Source organism: Yersinia sp. J1 (assembly GCF_050586585.1).
Taxonomy (GTDB): Bacteria; Pseudomonadota; Gammaproteobacteria; order Enterobacterales; family Enterobacteriaceae; genus Yersinia; species Yersinia entomophaga.
On sequence record NZ_JBOBDP010000001.1, the window covers coordinates 924,624 to 940,502 of the forward strand.

The window sequence follows — 15,879 nt, forward strand, 5'->3', positions numbered from 1 at the left end:
TTGCTCAATGGATTGGGGGGATAACCAGTTTACGGTACACTAAGTCTATTGCTTACTTACAGTTGAAGCGTTTTATGCGTGGTTTACTCATTTGGCTGCTGTCGCTTGGCTGTCTAGCGACACCAGCGCTGGCACAAACTCAGCCAGCCCCCCAAGCGATTCAACCGCCGCCGGATATCCGCCAGCGGGGTTTCGTCTATTGCGTCAGTGGCGTGTTGAATACTTTCAACCCACAGATGGCCAGCGGTGGCTTAACCATCGATACGTTAGCGGCACAGCTTTACGATCGCCTGCTAGACGTTGACCCTTATACCTATCGTTTGGTGCCGGAGCTTGCTGATAGCTGGCAAGTACTGGACAACGGTGCTACTTACCGTTTCCATTTGCGTAAAGATGTGCCTTTCCAAACCACCGAGTGGTTTAAGCCGACGCGCATGATGAACGCCGACGACGTTGTCTTTAGCTTCCAACGGGTATTTGACCAAAACCATCAGTACCACAACGTTAACGGCGGGGATTATCCCTACTTTGATAGCCTGCAATTTGCCGACGCAGTACAGAGCGTGAAAAAACTGGATGATTACACGGTAGAATTCCGCCTAAAAGCGCCAGATGCCTCTTTCCTGTGGCATTTAGCCACCCATTACGCGCCGGTGCTTTCCGCTGAATACGGCGATATGCTGGCTGCCAAAGGCAAAAAAGAGCAGATTGACCGCGAACCCTTAGGTACCGGACCATTTATGCTCAATGAGTATCGTTCTGGTCAATATATTCGGCTTTCTCGAAACAGTAATTATTGGAAGGGCTTGCCGCGTATGCCGCAGGTCATTATCGATCTGGGCGCTGGTGGCACCGGTCGCTTGTCTAAATTACTGACCGGCGAATGTGACGTACTGGCCTATCCGGCGGCCAGTCAGTTGTCCATTTTGCGAGATGACCCGCGTTTACGCCTGACACTGCGACCGGGCATGAATATCGCCTATTTGGCATTTAATACCCGTAAACCGCCGTTGAACGATGAACGCGTTCGTCAGGCCGTCGCTTTGTCGATTAATAATCAACGGCTGATGCAGTCGATTTATTACGGCACCGCAGAAACCGCCGCATCGATTCTGCCGCGCGCCTCCTGGGCTTACGATAACCACGCGCAGGTAACCGAATACAATCCCGGCAAAGCCAGAGAAATACTGAAAGAGTTGGGGATCAAACAGTTACAGCTGAATCTGTGGGTGCCAACTGCTTCGCAGTCTTATAATCCCAGCCCGTTAAAAACCGCCGAACTGATACAGGCGGATTTGGCGCAGGTTGGCATTACTGTGAATATCGTGCCGGTGGAGGGACGTTTTCAGGAAGCGCGGTTGATGGAAATGAACCATGACCTCACGCTCACCGGGTGGTCAACGGACAGTAATGATCCCGACAGTTTCTTCCGCCCGTTATTAAGCTGCGCTGCAATACGCTCGCAAACCAACTATGCTCACTGGTGTGACCCAGCTTTCGATGAATTACTGCAAAAAGCTCTGCGATCGCAGCAGATATCGGAACGCATTGACTATTACCAACAGGCGCAGCGCATTTTGGAGCAACAGTTGCCACTGCTGCCTCTGGCTTCCTCCTTGCGGCTACAGGCGTATCGTTACGACATCAAAGGTCTGGTGCTCAGTCCCTTTGGCAATGCGTCCTTTGCCGGGGTGTTCCGCGAAAGTGACGAGGGTAAAAAACCATGATTATCTTTACCTTACGTCGCCTGTTGTTATTAGTTATCACGCTAATCATGCTGTCGCTGGTGAGTTTTAGTCTGAGCTATTTTACGCCCCACGGCCCATTGAGCGGCGCTTCCCTGTTCGATGCCTACCGTTTTTATTTGCATAGCCTGATGCAATGGGATTTTGGCGTTTCCAGCATTAACGGCCAGCCGATTAGCGAACAGCTGCGGGAAGCTTTTCCCGCCACGATGGAACTCTGCGTATTAGCATTCAGCCTCGCGCTATTCATCGGTATTCCTTTGGGTATTATTGCCGGTGTAATGCGAGGAAAATGGCCGGATGTCGCTATCAGTTCTCTGGCACTGATCGGTTTTTCCATCCCCGTATTCTGGCTGGCGCTGCTGCTGATGCTTTTTTTCTCTCTGCATCTGGGCTGGCTGCCGGTCTCCGGGCGTTTCGATCTGTTATATCAGGTCAAACCCGTGACTGGGCTGGCACTGGTAGATGCCTGGCTATCCAATTCCCCTTATCGCAAGGAAATGATATATAGCGCCTTGCAGCATATGATCCTGCCGATAACCGCGCTGGCCGTGGCGCCAACCACGGAAGTCATTCGTTTAATGCGCATCAGTACCGATGATGTGATCGGGCAAAATTATATCAAAGCCGCTGCGACCCGCGGGCTGTCGCGGCTGACCATTATTCGTCGTCATGTGCTGCACAACGCCCTGCCGCCGATTATTCCCAAATTGGGCTTGCAGTTCTCCACCATGTTGACGCTGGCTATGATTACCGAAGTGGTATTCAGCTGGCCGGGGCTGGGACGCTGGTTGATTAACGCCATCCGTCAGCAAGATTATGCGGCGATTTCTGCTGGCGTAATGGTGGTGGGAACGTTGGTGATCGTGATTAACGTGTTGTCGGATATTTTGGGGGCGATGATGAGCCCGTTAAAGCATAAGGAATGGTATGCCCTTCGATAATGTCTACCGCGAAAAGAAAATGCCTAGCCCCCTGCTGTATACCTGGCGCATTTTCTACGCCGACACTTTGGCAATGACCGGATTTTATGGGGTTATTGCCCTGATTTTGCTGTGCCTGTTTGGCAATATGCTGGCACCCTATGCTTTGGATCAGCAATTTCTCGGCTATCAATTGCTACCGCCGTCCTGGTCTCGCTACGGGAATGTTTCCTTCTTCCTCGGCACCGACGATCTCGGCCGCGATATTCTTAGCCGTTTATTGACCGGCGCAGCCTCCACCTATGGTTCAGCGCTGCTAGTGACCGTTGCCGCCGCCCTGTGCGGCGTGGTGTTAGGCGTGCTGGCGGGCGTCACTCACGGTTTTCGCTCCGCGATTTTGAATCATATATTAGATACCCTGCTTTCTATTCCGTCTCTACTGCTGGCGATCATTGTGGTGGCCTTCGTTGGCCCAAGCCTGCAACACGCCATGTTTGCGGTCTGGTTAGCATTGCTGCCGAGAATGGTTAGAACGATTTACAGCGCAGTTCATGATGAGCTGGATAAAGAATACGTGGTTGCGGCGCGGCTGGACGGCGCTTCAACGCCTTATATTTTGCTGTATGCCATTTTCCCCAATATTGCCGCCGTGCTGGTGACCGAGTTTACCCGCGCCCTCTCGATGGCGATTCTGGATATTGCCGCTCTGGGCTTTTTGGATCTCGGCGCGCAGTTACCTTCGCCAGAATGGGGCGCCATGCTGGGGGATTCGCTGGATTTGGTCTACGTTGCACCTTGGACCGTGATGTTACCGGGCGCGGCGATTTTGGTGAGTGTGCTATTGGTTAACCTGTTAGGTGACGGTATGCGCCGGGCGATTATCGAGGGAGTGGAATAATGCCGTTACTGGATATCCGCAATCTCACTATTGAATTTATGACCGCCGAAGGGCCGGTAAAAGCCGTCGATCGCGTCAGCATGACCTTGACAGAAGGCGAAGTTCGCGGCTTAGTCGGCGAATCAGGATCGGGAAAAAGCTTGATTGCCAAAGCAATTTGCGGCGTGAGCAAAGATAATTGGCGAATCACCGCCGACCGCTTCCGCTTTGATGATATCGACTTGCTCCAGCTCAGCCCACGCCAACGGCGTAAGGTGATCGGCCATAATATTTCGATGATTTTTCAAGAACCACAGTCCTGCCTGGATCCTTCGGAAAATATCGGTAAGCAGCTCATTCAGGCCATTCCGGGTTGGACCTATAAAGGCCGCTGGTGGCAACGATTTCATTGGCGTAAACGCCGGGCTATCGAGCTGTTACACCGCGTCGGAATTAAAGATCACAAAGACATTATGCGCAGTTATCCCTACGAATTAACCGAAGGGGAATGCCAAAAAGTGATGATTTCTATTGCGCTGGCCAATCAGCCACGGTTATTGATTGCCGATGAGCCGACCAACGCCATGGAACCCACTACGCAGGCGCAGATTTTCCGATTGCTGGCACGATTGAATCAGAATAACAACACGACCATTTTGCTGATCAGTCATGATTTACAAATGATGAGTAAATGGGCAAACCGGGTAAACGTACTTTACTGTGGGCAAACGGTGGAAAGTGCAGTCTGCGAAGAATTACTGGCCGCCCCGCACCATCCTTATACTCAGGCGCTGATCCGCGCCATGCCGGATTTTGGCCGCTCTTTGCCCCATAAAAGCCGTTTGAATACCTTGCCCGGCGCGATTCCCTCGCTGGAACATCTGCCTATCGGCTGCCGCTTGGGGCCGCGTTGCCCTTACGCGCAAAAAACCTGTATTGAAACCCCGCGTCTGCGGATGGCAAAAACTCACGCCTATGCCTGCCACTTCCCACTGAATCTGGAGGAACCGTGATGACCGAAACCTTGCTTGAAGTGCGCAATCTGAGCAAAACCTTCCGCTATCGCACCGGCCTGTTTCGTCGTCAACACGTTGAAGCGGTGAAATCCGTCAGTTTTACCCTGCGGGAAGGCCAGACGCTGGCGGTCATCGGTGAGAACGGCTCCGGTAAATCTACGCTGGCGAAAATGCTGTCCGGTATGATTGAACCAACCGAAGGCGAGCTGCTCATCGACGATCATCGATTAAGCTACGGTGATTACGCTTATCGTAGCCAACGAATTCGCATGATTTTTCAGGATCCCAGTACCTCGCTGAATCCCCGTCAGCGGATCGGCCAGTTGCTGGATGCACCGCTGAAACTGAATACTGATCTGGACGCCAACGCCCGTGAACAGCGTATTTATCAAACGTTGCGGCAGGTCGGTTTGTTGCCAGATCACGCTAACTATTACCCGCATATGTTGGCCTCCGGGCAGAAACAGCGTATCGCTCTGGCTCGTGCCCTGATTTTACAGCCGAAAGTGATAGTGGCGGACGAAGCCTTGGCGTCGCTGGATATGTCCATGCGCTCACAAATTATCAACCTGATGCTGGAATTGCAGGACAAACATGGCATAGCGTATATCTACGTGACGCAGCATTTGGGCATGATGAAGCACATCAGCGATCAGGTGATTGTGATGCATGAAGGCGAAATCGTTGAACGTGGCAGCACCGCCGAAGTGCTAGCCGCCCCGCTACACGATTTGACCAAGCGCCTGATTGCCAGCCACTTTGGCGAGGCGCTCACCGCCGATGCCTGGCGACGTGACGGCGGGCGCTTTTAGGCGTCCCCACTGCTCGGAGCAGTGGAAAAGCACCATATTCAGTCCGGGCGTGATAGAATCGCTCGGTTTATTAACGCAAAACGCGCTGGTTAAGTCGATGTTTCAACAAATTGTTTTAATATTCGTCACCACTCGCGTCAGCACGCAACAATGACCACAAGGATTACTGCTATGGGTTTTCTAACCGGCAAACGCATTCTGATTACTGGCGTCGCCAGCAAACTGTCTATTGCCTACGGTATTGCACAAGCAATGCACCGCGAAGGCGCTGAACTGGCTTTCACCTATCAGAACGAGAAACTTAAATCCCGCGTTGAAGGCTTTGCGGCAGAGCTGGGTTCTACCCTGATCCTGCCTTGTGATGTAGCTGAAGATGCCAGCATCGACGCCATGTTTGCTGAACTGGGAAAAGCCTGGCCTAAGTTTGATGGTTTCGTTCACTCTATCGGTTTTGCTCCAGCAGACCAGTTAGATGGCGACTATGTTAACGCCGTGACCCGTGAAGGTTTCGGTATTGCTCATGACATCAGCTCTTACAGCTTCGTGGCGATGGCCAAGGCTTGCCGTTCTATGCTGAACCCGAATTCCGCGCTGTTGACCCTGTCTTATCTGGGCGCTGAGCGTGCGATCCCTAACTACAACGTTATGGGTCTGGCGAAAGCCTCTCTGGAAGCGAACGTGCGCTACATGGCTAACGCTATGGGTCCTGAAGGCGTTCGCGTTAACGGTATCTCTGCTGGCCCAATCCGTACTCTGGCGGCATCTGGTATCAAAGATTTCCGTAAAATGCTGGCTCACTGCGAAGCCGTAACCCCCATCCGTCGCACCGTAACCACCGAAGACGTGGGTAACTCCGCCGCTTTCCTGTGTTCCGATCTGGCGGCTGGCGTTTCCGGTGAAATCCTGCACGTTGACGGCGGTTTCAGCATCGCTGCGATGAACGAACTGGAATTGAAATAACCCGCAGCGGATTTATTCGCTCAAGGTTATCCGAATCCGCTGCCTCATCGCAGCGGATTTTTTTTGGCTTCGATGAGTTCTTTGCTCAGATTAATTCCATCAATTAATCGTTTTTTGGCAAAGTTATGGCCATTTTTGTTATATCAATCCATATGTTATTACTTTTGGTTATGGAATATGGTTTAACATTATTTTATCTCACTAATCCGATCGGCAATGATATCCACTGCGTTTACCTCATCGAACCACAGGATATCTTACCGATGTCGATGCCAACTCCGGTCTTCTGCTATTTATCCGGCAACGGCTTAGCTGGCAACGTTCATTTGTTGTTCTTCTGTGTTTGCTCAATTGATTCGGCTACAGCCCCTGCTGTTGCTGCCGTTTTTATCAGTAAAACAAGGAGATCTTCATGGTGCAGTTTCGACGTCAGGATAATGCCCACTGGTATCACGAGACTCAACGTAGCGTAACAGACGACGCATTACGGGAGGGCGTTTGTACCAGCGGCCATTACGGACACGATGATTTCTCGGCCTTAAGCAATAGTGAGAATCTGGCTAATGCTTTTTCTGATAAAAGCCCTTTCTTATTGGGATTAGAAGCGCAGGTCAATCCGGACTTACAGGATTTGTTACAGCAGCGCGACGAAACGCTACGAGCCTCGCACCGCATGTATCAAACGCTGTTCCCACCCCAGGTTTCCCTCTCTACCGAGCTGACTCTGTCTCTCTACGATCGTTTAAGCAGCGCCTTAATCGTGGCTCAGGTCACCGGTGTTCAACGTTTGTGTAATCACTATGCCGAACGTCTGATGCCGTTATCCAGCGATGACGCTTCGCGAGAAAGCAATATTCGCCTCACGCTACTCACCCAGTACGCCCGGCAGTTAGCCAGTCAGCCGACGCTGATAAACCGCCGCGCATTGCAGCAGCTCAGCGATTCTGGGCTAACATCACTGGATATTATTCTCTTCTCGCAAATTATTGGCTTCGTCGGCTATCAGGCGCGAGCCGTCGCGGCAGTTTCTGCGTTAGCGGGTTATCCCACGGTGCTGTTGCCCGGTTTTCCTCGAATGGAAGATGCGGAAAGCGCGAATTTTAGTGATGAAGTGACGGGCTGGCAGGCCTGGCTGCCGGATCTGTCTTTAGAAACGGAATCGCAGGAACAGGAACAAAACCTGACCTTAACCGATGTGTTAAACAAGCATCCTCATAGCCAGCAGGTTTACGCTGATATTCTTTTGCGCATACCGGATCCCGACCATCACCCGCAGCCGGCGTTACTGGAATTGGCGGCTCTGGTCAGTGCGCGAATCAACGGCAGCGCCTGTTGCCTGGTTCACCATCGTCAGCGCTACTTGCAATTAAAACCAGACATTACTCTCATCAATAAATTACAGTCAGGCATTAGCCAGAATTTGAGCCAAAGTTCGACGGAATCAGTGGAAAGCTCGGTGATTCATCTAGCGGCGGAACTCACCCGCGCGCCGGAAAGGTTTGGTCCGCCGATACTGGCTCCGTTGCAAGAGCGCGGTTTTTCACCGCTGCAACTGATGGACACCTTATTCAGCGTAGCGCTAGCAGGCTGGACCAATCGATTAGTACAAACATTGGGGTCGCCTCGCGGCGCATTGCAGCAGGCCTGGACCGATTAAACCGGTGCCAACCACTCTCTGGCGGCGTCAAAGAAATGCTGAGCCAACGGCGTCACGCGCCCCGGCTCGGCAACCACCACGGCCGCACGGCGACTCATACTGACAATATTCACCGGCCGTCGCATCAGCGCCGGTGACATATCCTCCAACAAGCTTCCACGTGGAAACAATCCGCAGCCTAAACCGACGAAGATCCCCTGTAATAACTGAAATATTGAGGTAGTTTCCAAGCGCGCATGCAGAGAGAAACCCGCGTCGCGAAAGCTGTTATCCAGATAACGACGGAAATAACGCGTCGGCTCCGCTAGACACAGTGGTAATTCCGCGACCTGAGCCAGTGACAACGGAGTTTCATCCACCAAATCAGGGAAGTGCTGAGGGTGAAAAATCAAATCTACACCGCTGTCTTCCAAAGGCTGAGACTGAAAATGCAGCTCATTCAGCGTGGAAAGCTCGAAAAAACCTATTCCCACATCCACTGAGTGACCGGTTAACGCCTCCAATAGCTGATCGGCACTCAGTACCGAAACCCGATAATCCAACTGCGGATAGCGCTCGCTGACCCTTTTAAGCAAATCTGACAGGGAAATGCTGCACTGCGGCACCACGCCAATCCGCAGAGTCCCGTTCAAACCGTGTTTGAGAGACTCAACTTCCAGCTTCAACCCTTGATAAACCGAAACAATCTCCCGCGCCCAGGCCAGCACGCGTTCCCCTTCTGGAGTAAAACCTTCGAAATTATTGCCCCGATTGATCAGCGAAACACCCAGTTCTCGTTCCAGATTTTTCAGGCGCATCGACAAAGTCGGCTGACTGACAAAACTGGCCTCGGCTGCCCGCCCAAAATGACGAGCCTGTTCCAGATTGCACAAATAGATCAGTTGTTTGATATCCATTACTGCGCTCAATATCGCGTTATTTATTCCAGTATATCATTTTGCTCCCCTATCTCAGCGGCCTGAGGCGGTTTTGCAGCAAAGCCTGTCTGAACTGCGCTATCCGCGCTCAGCGACTCTTTCTACACTTGCTCAATCCAATCAAGCAGCTCTCACCCAACATTAAAAACCATTTGGCAGACAAATAAGACTTTCTGCAATTTTTAGCCGATTTGTGAAGTTCATGGCGATTAACCCGGTCAAAAAGATGGGTTTCAGGCTGAGAGTCAGGAACAGAGAGTTTGCAAGACAAAATTTTACTTAAATTTGATAACTGGATCACATTTCGTTATCAGGTTAACCGCATTCTGTTGCATAACAATTCACTCAATTTTGGATAATTATGGAAAATCCTGTATATGCACAACATTTAGCGGGTCATTTAACCATGTACAATGTGATGAGCTATTGATGAGCCAAATAGCAGAATATATCACTAAATAAAATCCGCTCAGCTTTTAATCAAAATAAAAAATCGGTAAACCGCGAAAACATAAACGTTAATACTGCATAACATTTGTAACATGGGTTTATTCCCCTGCCTCGCTTATATGTAACAGAGTATTACAAAGCGCTTGTCTCATTGACAAAGATAGTGAACATTAACCGCCGCCATTCATCTTATAACAACGCAAAAGGATGCCGTTCCGCGCATCACATTTGCAAATTCCTGTCATTTTATGGCCGGTAGTAAAAATTAGAGGTCCCTGTGACAACTGCAAACAACAACAGCAACGAACCTGAAAGCATCAGTATGAATGCTTTCAAACAGCCGAAAGCTTTTTACCTAATATTCTCCATCGAACTTTGGGAACGTTTCGGTTACTACGGCCTACAAGGGATCATGGCCGTCTATCTGGTGAAAATGCTCGGGATGAGCGAAGCCGATTCTATCACCCTGTTCTCATCATTCAGCGCACTGGTCTATGGCTTCGTCGCCATCGGCGGTTGGCTGGGTGATAAAGTGCTCGGCGCAAAACGCGTTATCGTGTTAGGCGCGCTGACGCTGGCCGTGGGTTACACCATGGTGGCCTATTCTGGACACGATATTACTTGGGTGTATATCGGCATGGCGACCATCGCCGTAGGTAATGGTTTGTTTAAAGCCAACCCGTCCTCCCTGCTTTCAACCTGCTATAACAAAGACGACCCGCGTTTGGACGGTGCATTCACCATGTACTATATGTCCGTCAACATCGGTTCGTTCTTCTCCATGTTGGCCACTCCGTGGTTAGCAGCAAAATACGGTTGGAGCGTGGCATTCTCTCTGAGCGTGGTCGGTATGTTGATCACCTTGGTGAACTTCTGGTTCTGCCGTAAGTGGGTGAAAAACCAAGGTTCTAAACCAGATTTCGCGCCACTGCATTTCAGAAAACTGCTTATGGTGCTGATTGGTGTGGTTGCGCTAGTGACGCTGTCTACCTGGTTGCTGCACAACCAAATCGTGGCTCGCTGGGCGCTGGCGCTGGTTTCCCTAGGTATCATTATTATCTTCGCCAAAGAAACCTTCTCTCTGCACGGTACTGCTCGTCGTAAGATGATCGTTGCTTTCCTGCTGATGCTGGAAGCCGTGGTGTTCTTCGTGCTGTACAGCCAGATGCCAACTTCCCTGAACTTCTTCGCGATTCATAACGTTGAGCATTCCATTTTTGGCCTGGCGTTTGAACCTGAACAGTATCAGGCTCTGAACCCGTTCTGGATTATGGTTGCCAGCCCGATTTTGGCGGCGATCTATAACAAAATGGGCGACAAGTTACCGATGCCGCACAAATTCGCCTTTGGTATGATGCTGTGCTCCGCAGCCTTCCTGGTTCTGCCTTGGGGCGCCAGTTTTGCCAACGAACACGGCATTGTGTCAGTTAACTGGTTGATTCTGAGCTACGCCCTGCAAAGTATCGGTGAGCTGATGATTTCAGGTCTGGGCCTGGCGATGGTTGCACAATTGGTTCCGCAACGTCTGATGGGCTTCATCATGGGTTCATGGTTCCTGACCACCGCCGCTGCCGCACTGATCGCCGGTAAAGTTGCCGCGCTGACAGCGGTGCCAAGCGATGTGCCTGATGCCCATGCTTCCCTGGCTATCTACAGCCATGTATTTATGCAAATCGGTATCGTCACCGCCATTATCGCTATTCTGATGATGCTGACCGCGCCAAAACTGTATCGCATGACATTAGATCTGCAAAAGAAAGATAAAGACGCGACTCCGGTCACTGCTGCATAAGCAACCCATTAGTTTCGTTAGTCAAAACGCCTCGTTATGAGGCGTTTTTTGTTTTGATGCAAACCCTGTGGATCACACATCAAAGTCGATACTCGCAAGGTGACAATCAGCTAACGGCGAACACTGCAGATACAGGATGGGCAGTACCGCTAGCATTTAATTTCGTATTAACTTCCGCGATTGTGCAACGTAATCCTCATATTCAACCCTACCGGCGAAATCTCTACGATAACAGGACGAAACGATCCAGCCGCCGACGTAATTGCGCGTTTTCTTTCTTGAGTTGCTCAACTTGCTTCAGTAGCGTCAAGGTCATCGCCACGCCGTGCCAATCCAGATCCAACTCATTTTGCAATCGACGGGCGCGCTGGAGATACATTAACGCTTCCGCGTCAAATACCCAGAGAGAATCACCGGGATCTAGCGGAACAATCACTCCCAGCTCAACCACTTCTACCAATTCGTCCTGCAAAATGCCCGTTGTCTGGCATAATTCAGTCAGCGTATAAGTAATCTGTACTTCGGCCATAATCTGTTACTCCCATCCAGTCCGAGGATTAAATGCAGCCTGTTCAGACAGTTGTTGCCACAGTGCCCGTGCCTTCTCGTCCGGTTTTGGCGGCATAACCACCTTGAGAACCGCATACAAATCGCCAGTGCCTTTTTTGCTCGCCAACCCCTTACCTTTCACTCGTAACCGCTGACCGCTCTGACTGCCGGAGGGAATAGTCAGATTGATTTTCCCTGTAAGAGTGGGAACTTCAACGCTGGCTCCCAGCGCCGCTTCCCAAGGTGCGAGCGGCAACACGATTTGTAAATTCTGCCCGTCAATATCAAACAATGGATGCGGAGCGATACGAATGACCAGATAGAGGTCACCATTGGCGCCGCCACCGAATCCCGGAACGCCTTGCCCTTTCAAACGAATACGCTCGCCATCCCCAACGCCGGCAGGAATTTTCACCTTCAGCGTTTTGGTTGAATCGGTTCTGCCAAGGGCATCATAAGTTGGGATTTGAATTGCGCGCGTCTGCTCGGAAAGCGTTTCTTCCAAGAAGATTGGCAACTCCATCTCAATGTCCTGCCCGCGCATACTCTGAGAAGATTGATGGGAGGAATAATGAGCAGAGGCGCCGCGATTGCCGAAGAAAGAGTCGAAGAAGTCGGAAAAATCATGGGTATCACCGCCACCTGCACGACCCTGCCACTGTTGCCCGCCGCCATGATAACCTGCCTGCTGGCCAAAATGAGGATCGTTGCGATGTAACCTCAGTTCGTCATATTCAGCTCGCCGTTCAGCGTCTTTTAACACTTCGTAAGCCTCGGCGATTTCCTTAAACTGACTTTCCGCATCTGGCTCGGTGCTGACATCTGGGTGATATTTCCGCGCTAACCTGCGATAAGCTGTTTTGATCTCTTTCTGCGAGGCCGTTGGCTCAACGCCCATAATCACATAGTAATCTTTGAATTCCATACGGCAATATCCTTAAGTTTAATGTGCCATAGATATAAGATATCCCCATCTAACTTTTATAAAACAAATTTATGCATATTTCTATCCGTACTCCCACGCGCCAATCCACCTGTAAACTATAGCGCTGACCTGGGTTTACGGACTCCCCTCAAGACATTTGGCGGGAACAGCCCTTGTTCATCCGTATCAAGCGCTCAACAGATGCCTGTTAATGCATAAAAAGAACGTCACTGACATGGAAAACCACCGAGTAAGGTGACAATCTGCCAGGTCAATTGCCCTTTCAACCTTATGTTATTAAATGAATTACGTGGTAAAGTGAGCGCCAAAATAAGCGATGCAATCACAATTTAAGCAACGGATAAGTCATGAATTTAAGAAACCGGACATTTCTTTTTTGGGGAGTGATGGATCTCTACGCGGTGTTATATATCGGTTTACAGTATTTCCTACAGGAAAGAATTCCTTTGGTAGCTGAAGTGCAGTACCTGCTGGATACCGGTTTTGATAAGTATCCGCTGATTTACACAATGATTACCCTATCGATCATTTTTAAAATATCGCTGGTAATGACCACAGTTCTGTTTCTGACTCGCAGCCAATATGCCATTAAAGCGGCATTTATTCAGGAGCCTTTACGCCTACTGTTAGTTATTCCCTCTCTCTCGATGATTACGCCGGTTCTGAAAGAATTCAACATTAAAATTCTTACCGTGAGCCTAACGCTATTGCTGATATCTGAAGTATTCAAAATCGTTTCTTTATATAGAGTGCAAATAAAGACCGAGCCCAATAAAACCACTCCCTTCATCGTCTGATTCGGGGGAAAACAGCATTTTCGCGCTATTGGCAAAACGAGTCGCTCAGTGGGAGCCAGGCCAATGCCCTGTTATGCCGCAGTCTGAGTCATTTCACCACGAGTACCGCCGCCAGGTTATCTCGCTATTTCGCTAATCACTTAGAATCAACCCAACCCTAGTCAGCTCAATATTGATTACATGCCCGTTTGGCGGGCATGCGGATGACCGTAATTGACTGACTCATAGAAGATAGCTTTACTTACTCCGCCGACCATACCGCTAACTGGTAGCCATCCGGATCGAGAAATTGAAAGCGACGACCACCGGGGAAGGAAAATATCGGTTTAACCATCACGCCGCCAGCTTCAACGACTCGCCGTTCGGTTTCTTCCAGATTATCAGCATACAAAATGACCAACGGCCCACCGGCTGCTGTCACGACCCCATCTGTGGTGAAACCGCCAGTCAGGCGACCATCGGTGAATTCGCAATAGGTTGGGCCATAATCGGTAAAGCGCCAGCCAAACAGGTTACCGTAGAAATTTTTTGAGCGAGTGATATCTCCCACTATAAATTCAATATTATCAATTTGACCCTTCTTGCCTGATACAGCCATAACACCTCCGGAGAAAAATGCACACCGCGTATTTTGCAAATAGACGCCCGCTGAGCCAGCCTGTTTGGCTGGAAAACCATACCATTAATCCTATACGTGAAATCCGTAATATTCTCAGAACTGTCGCCCATATCGCTTATCGCCGCCAGAACCCAAAGCGTGATAAGGAATAAGTAAAATTCACCCTATCGCACCGAAGCAGAAATAATCCTGTATAAGAAATAAACTATACTGTGATCACGGCTGCAAAATATGTCGGTAGTTTCAGACATAACATAATTTTCAGCCTTGGCAGAAGAAGTATGGCATAGAGGTTAAATCAGCCCGTGAGAGAGAGTCGGTAACGGGCAAGGAGGTATCTCATGGTCAATCATGTTTGGGGACTTCTGGTGCATCCCAGTCAGGAAATGAAACAAATCAAAAGTGAATCGGAAAGTATTCCCCACTTTTATACTCACCACGTCCTGTTGATGGCTGCAATTCCCGTGATCTGCGCATTTATTGGCACCACCAGAGTGGGATGGAATTTTGGTGAGGGTCAGGTGATTAAAGTCTCCTCGCTTACCGCTTTCTACGCCGCCGTAATTTTCTATGTGATGATTCTTGCCGCCGTGGCTTTAATGGGGCGAGTGATTTACTGGATGGCACGCCGCTATGAAAGTCGCCCAAGCTGGCAAAGCTGCACCTTGTTCGCCGGTTATGCCGCCACACCGATGTTTCTGAGTGGGATTGTGGCGGTTTACCCTTTGCTCTGGCTGTGCTTGTTCGCCGGGATTGTCGGGCTGTGTTACGCCGGTTATTTGATGTACCTCGGCATTCCAACCTTCCTGAATATCGACCGTAGCGAAGGTTTTATCTTCTCCAGTTCAACGCTGGCCATCGGTGTGCTGGTTCTGGAGCTATTACTCGGTTTCACCGTTCTGTTATGGGGTTATGGCGTCAGGCTAATCTGAGCAATTCTTATACCAACACCCTGCACCGTAGATCTCCTACGGCGTAGGGTGTATCTCTATTTCATCTTCCATGTTACTGATAATAGAGAGATTAACCTTATGAATAGACAGCGAACATTCGTTATTGCACTTATTTCCCCCCTTCTCTGCAATTCCTTCCCTGCTATGAGCGCTATTCCTATACAGGATGGGATTACTGAGCAAACTCTGATTTTCGTTCGTCATGCAGAGAAACCTGAGGCAGGTTTTGGGCAGATAAATTGTCAGGGTTTAAATCGTTCCCTGGCATTACCTAAAGTGATAAAAAATAAGTATGGCAAACCTGACTTTATATTCGCCCCAGATCCAACGCGAAAAAAAGCGGATTTCGGCCACTTCTTTTATTATCTCCGCCCGTTGGCGACCATTGAACCGACGGCTATCTACTTCAATATGCCGATAAATATCCGTGTGGGTCAGTCAGAAAGTGGCTGGCTTATCAACCAATTAGAAAAACCAAAATATTCAAGCGCTAAAGTGCTTATTTCCTGGGCGCATCATGAAATCATGGCTATCACTAAGGCACTAATGACCGAATATAACGGCGAGCTTGGACAAATACCCGAATGGGAAAATACTGATTTTGACAGTATTTACGTTCTTAAAATCGTGCGAAGTGAGGGGGCAAACCAGATTAGTTTTACCCATGACCAACAGGGGCTGAATGGATTACCGCTTGACTGCCCTGAAATTTCCCTGCCGCGATCTAATTCATTACCGGGCCGAGTTCCCGACAATAGCTGATAATAATAACTCTTTTTTATCTCGATTTTTTAACACTGGATAGCAAATTCTCTGTTTTTGGGTCATTAACAGCCTTTGAATCATATTAATGTCGGTGAGATCGC

The 15,879-nt window shown here is 49.7% G+C and carries 15 protein-coding genes; 11 read left to right on the forward strand and 4 right to left on the reverse strand.

All coding sequences use genetic code 11. The features are described from left to right. The first annotated feature begins 74 nt into the window (after window positions 1–74). From sapA to ACQ4OC_RS03960, 7 genes are all read left to right on the forward strand, one after another. A complete protein-coding gene (sapA, locus tag ACQ4OC_RS03930; RefSeq protein WP_430970950.1) occupies window positions 75–1,727 on the forward strand; it encodes an ABC transporter substrate-binding protein SapA in 1,653 nt (550 codons plus the stop codon). Further along, window positions 1,724–2,689: a putrescine export ABC transporter permease SapB gene (gene sapB / locus ACQ4OC_RS03935; protein ID WP_064513907.1), complete on the forward strand. Its 966-nt coding sequence runs from the start codon at window positions 1,724–1,726 to the stop codon at window positions 2,687–2,689. Before sapA ends, sapB begins: the two co-directional genes overlap by 4 nt. Next, window positions 2,676–3,566: a putrescine export ABC transporter permease SapC gene (gene sapC / locus ACQ4OC_RS03940; protein WP_064513909.1), complete on the forward strand. Its 891-nt coding sequence runs from the start codon at window positions 2,676–2,678 to the stop codon at window positions 3,564–3,566. Before sapB ends, sapC begins: the two co-directional genes overlap by 14 nt. Next, window positions 3,566–4,558, forward strand: a complete 993-nt coding sequence (gene sapD, locus ACQ4OC_RS03945; protein ID WP_049600234.1) for a putrescine export ABC transporter ATP-binding protein SapD — start codon at window positions 3,566–3,568, stop codon at window positions 4,556–4,558. The genes sapC and sapD overlap by 1 nt, the downstream gene beginning before the upstream one ends. Then, on the forward strand, window positions 4,558–5,373 hold the full coding sequence (sapF, locus tag ACQ4OC_RS03950) for a putrescine export ABC transporter ATP-binding protein SapF (RefSeq protein ID WP_049600232.1): 816 nt from the start codon (window positions 4,558–4,560) through the stop codon (window positions 5,371–5,373). Before sapD ends, sapF begins: the two co-directional genes overlap by 1 nt. Window positions 5,374–5,544: 171 nt before the next feature. Beyond that, a complete protein-coding gene (gene fabI, locus ACQ4OC_RS03955) occupies window positions 5,545–6,333 on the forward strand; it encodes an enoyl-ACP reductase FabI (protein WP_064513913.1) in 789 nt (262 codons plus the stop codon). Window positions 6,334–6,745: 412 nt separating this feature from the next. Continuing rightward, window positions 6,746–7,990, forward strand: coding sequence for a CMD domain-containing protein (locus tag ACQ4OC_RS03960; RefSeq protein ID WP_430970951.1), 1,245 nt, complete (start codon window positions 6,746–6,748; stop codon window positions 7,988–7,990). Here the strand turns inward: ACQ4OC_RS03960 and ACQ4OC_RS03965 are convergent. Further along, window positions 7,987–8,886, reverse strand: coding sequence for a LysR family transcriptional regulator (locus ACQ4OC_RS03965; protein WP_064513917.1), 900 nt, complete (start codon window positions 8,884–8,886; stop codon window positions 7,987–7,989). The genes ACQ4OC_RS03960 and ACQ4OC_RS03965 overlap by 4 nt on opposite strands. A 748-nt stretch (window positions 8,887–9,634) precedes the next feature. On the opposite strand from ACQ4OC_RS03965, the gene dtpA reads away from it, so the two are divergent. Further along, on the forward strand, window positions 9,635–11,149 hold the full coding sequence (gene dtpA, locus ACQ4OC_RS03970; protein WP_064513919.1) for a dipeptide/tripeptide permease DtpA: 1,515 nt from the start codon (window positions 9,635–9,637) through the stop codon (window positions 11,147–11,149). Window positions 11,150–11,372: 223 nt separating this feature from the next. Here dtpA and cbpM read toward each other — a convergent pair whose 3' ends face one another. Next, complete coding sequence (gene cbpM / locus ACQ4OC_RS03975; RefSeq protein ID WP_064513921.1) at window positions 11,373–11,678, reverse strand: chaperone modulator CbpM; 306 nt, start codon at window positions 11,676–11,678, stop codon at window positions 11,373–11,375. Window positions 11,679–11,684: 6 nt separating this feature from the next. Next, window positions 11,685–12,623 (reverse strand): curved DNA-binding protein, encoded by a 939-nt coding sequence (gene cbpA / locus ACQ4OC_RS03980; RefSeq protein ID WP_064513922.1) that lies wholly within the window; start codon window positions 12,621–12,623, stop codon window positions 11,685–11,687. A gap of 368 nt (window positions 12,624–12,991) precedes the next feature. On the opposite strand from cbpA, the gene ACQ4OC_RS03985 reads away from it, so the two are divergent. After that, on the forward strand, window positions 12,992–13,441 hold the full coding sequence (locus ACQ4OC_RS03985) for a hypothetical protein (protein WP_128821841.1): 450 nt from the start codon (window positions 12,992–12,994) through the stop codon (window positions 13,439–13,441). A gap of 241 nt (window positions 13,442–13,682) precedes the next feature. On the opposite strand, the gene ACQ4OC_RS03990 is transcribed toward ACQ4OC_RS03985, so the two are convergent. Then, window positions 13,683–14,039, reverse strand: a complete 357-nt coding sequence (locus tag ACQ4OC_RS03990) for a VOC family protein (protein WP_064513926.1) — start codon at window positions 14,037–14,039, stop codon at window positions 13,683–13,685. A 362-nt stretch (window positions 14,040–14,401) separates the two neighbouring features. Here ACQ4OC_RS03990 and ACQ4OC_RS03995 point away from each other — a divergent pair, with 362 nt between their 5' ends. After that, on the forward strand, window positions 14,402–14,992 hold the full coding sequence (locus ACQ4OC_RS03995) for a Yip1 family protein (RefSeq protein WP_064513928.1): 591 nt from the start codon (window positions 14,402–14,404) through the stop codon (window positions 14,990–14,992). A 48-nt stretch (window positions 14,993–15,040) separates the two neighbouring features. Continuing rightward, complete coding sequence (locus ACQ4OC_RS04000) at window positions 15,041–15,775, forward strand: hypothetical protein (RefSeq protein WP_430970952.1); 735 nt, start codon at window positions 15,041–15,043, stop codon at window positions 15,773–15,775. Window positions 15,776–15,879 lie beyond the last annotated feature (104 nt).

Coding starts and splice junctions, on each gene's coding strand:
- sapA (WP_430970950.1), top strand. CDS start 75: ATGCGTGGTTTACTCATTTGGCTGCTGTCGCTTGGCTGTCTAGCGACA.
- sapB (WP_064513907.1), top strand. CDS start 1,724: ATGATTATCTTTACCTTACGTCGCCTGTTGTTATTAGTTATCACGCTA.
- sapC (WP_064513909.1), top strand. CDS start 2,676: ATGCCCTTCGATAATGTCTACCGCGAAAAGAAAATGCCTAGCCCCCTG.
- sapD (WP_049600234.1), top strand. CDS start 3,566: ATGCCGTTACTGGATATCCGCAATCTCACTATTGAATTTATGACCGCC.
- sapF (WP_049600232.1), top strand. CDS start 4,558: ATGACCGAAACCTTGCTTGAAGTGCGCAATCTGAGCAAAACCTTCCGC.
- fabI (WP_064513913.1), top strand. CDS start 5,545: ATGGGTTTTCTAACCGGCAAACGCATTCTGATTACTGGCGTCGCCAGC.
- ACQ4OC_RS03960 (WP_430970951.1), top strand. CDS start 6,746: ATGGTGCAGTTTCGACGTCAGGATAATGCCCACTGGTATCACGAGACT.
- ACQ4OC_RS03965 (WP_064513917.1), bottom strand. CDS start 8,886: ATGGATATCAAACAACTGATCTATTTGTGCAATCTGGAACAGGCTCGT.
- cbpM (WP_064513921.1), bottom strand. CDS start 11,678: ATGGCCGAAGTACAGATTACTTATACGCTGACTGAATTATGCCAGACA.
- cbpA (WP_064513922.1), bottom strand. CDS start 12,623: ATGGAATTCAAAGATTACTATGTGATTATGGGCGTTGAGCCAACGGCC.
- ACQ4OC_RS03985 (WP_128821841.1), top strand. CDS start 12,992: ATGAATTTAAGAAACCGGACATTTCTTTTTTGGGGAGTGATGGATCTC.
- ACQ4OC_RS03990 (WP_064513926.1), bottom strand. CDS start 14,039: ATGGCTGTATCAGGCAAGAAGGGTCAAATTGATAATATTGAATTTATA.
- ACQ4OC_RS03995 (WP_064513928.1), top strand. CDS start 14,402: ATGGTCAATCATGTTTGGGGACTTCTGGTGCATCCCAGTCAGGAAATG.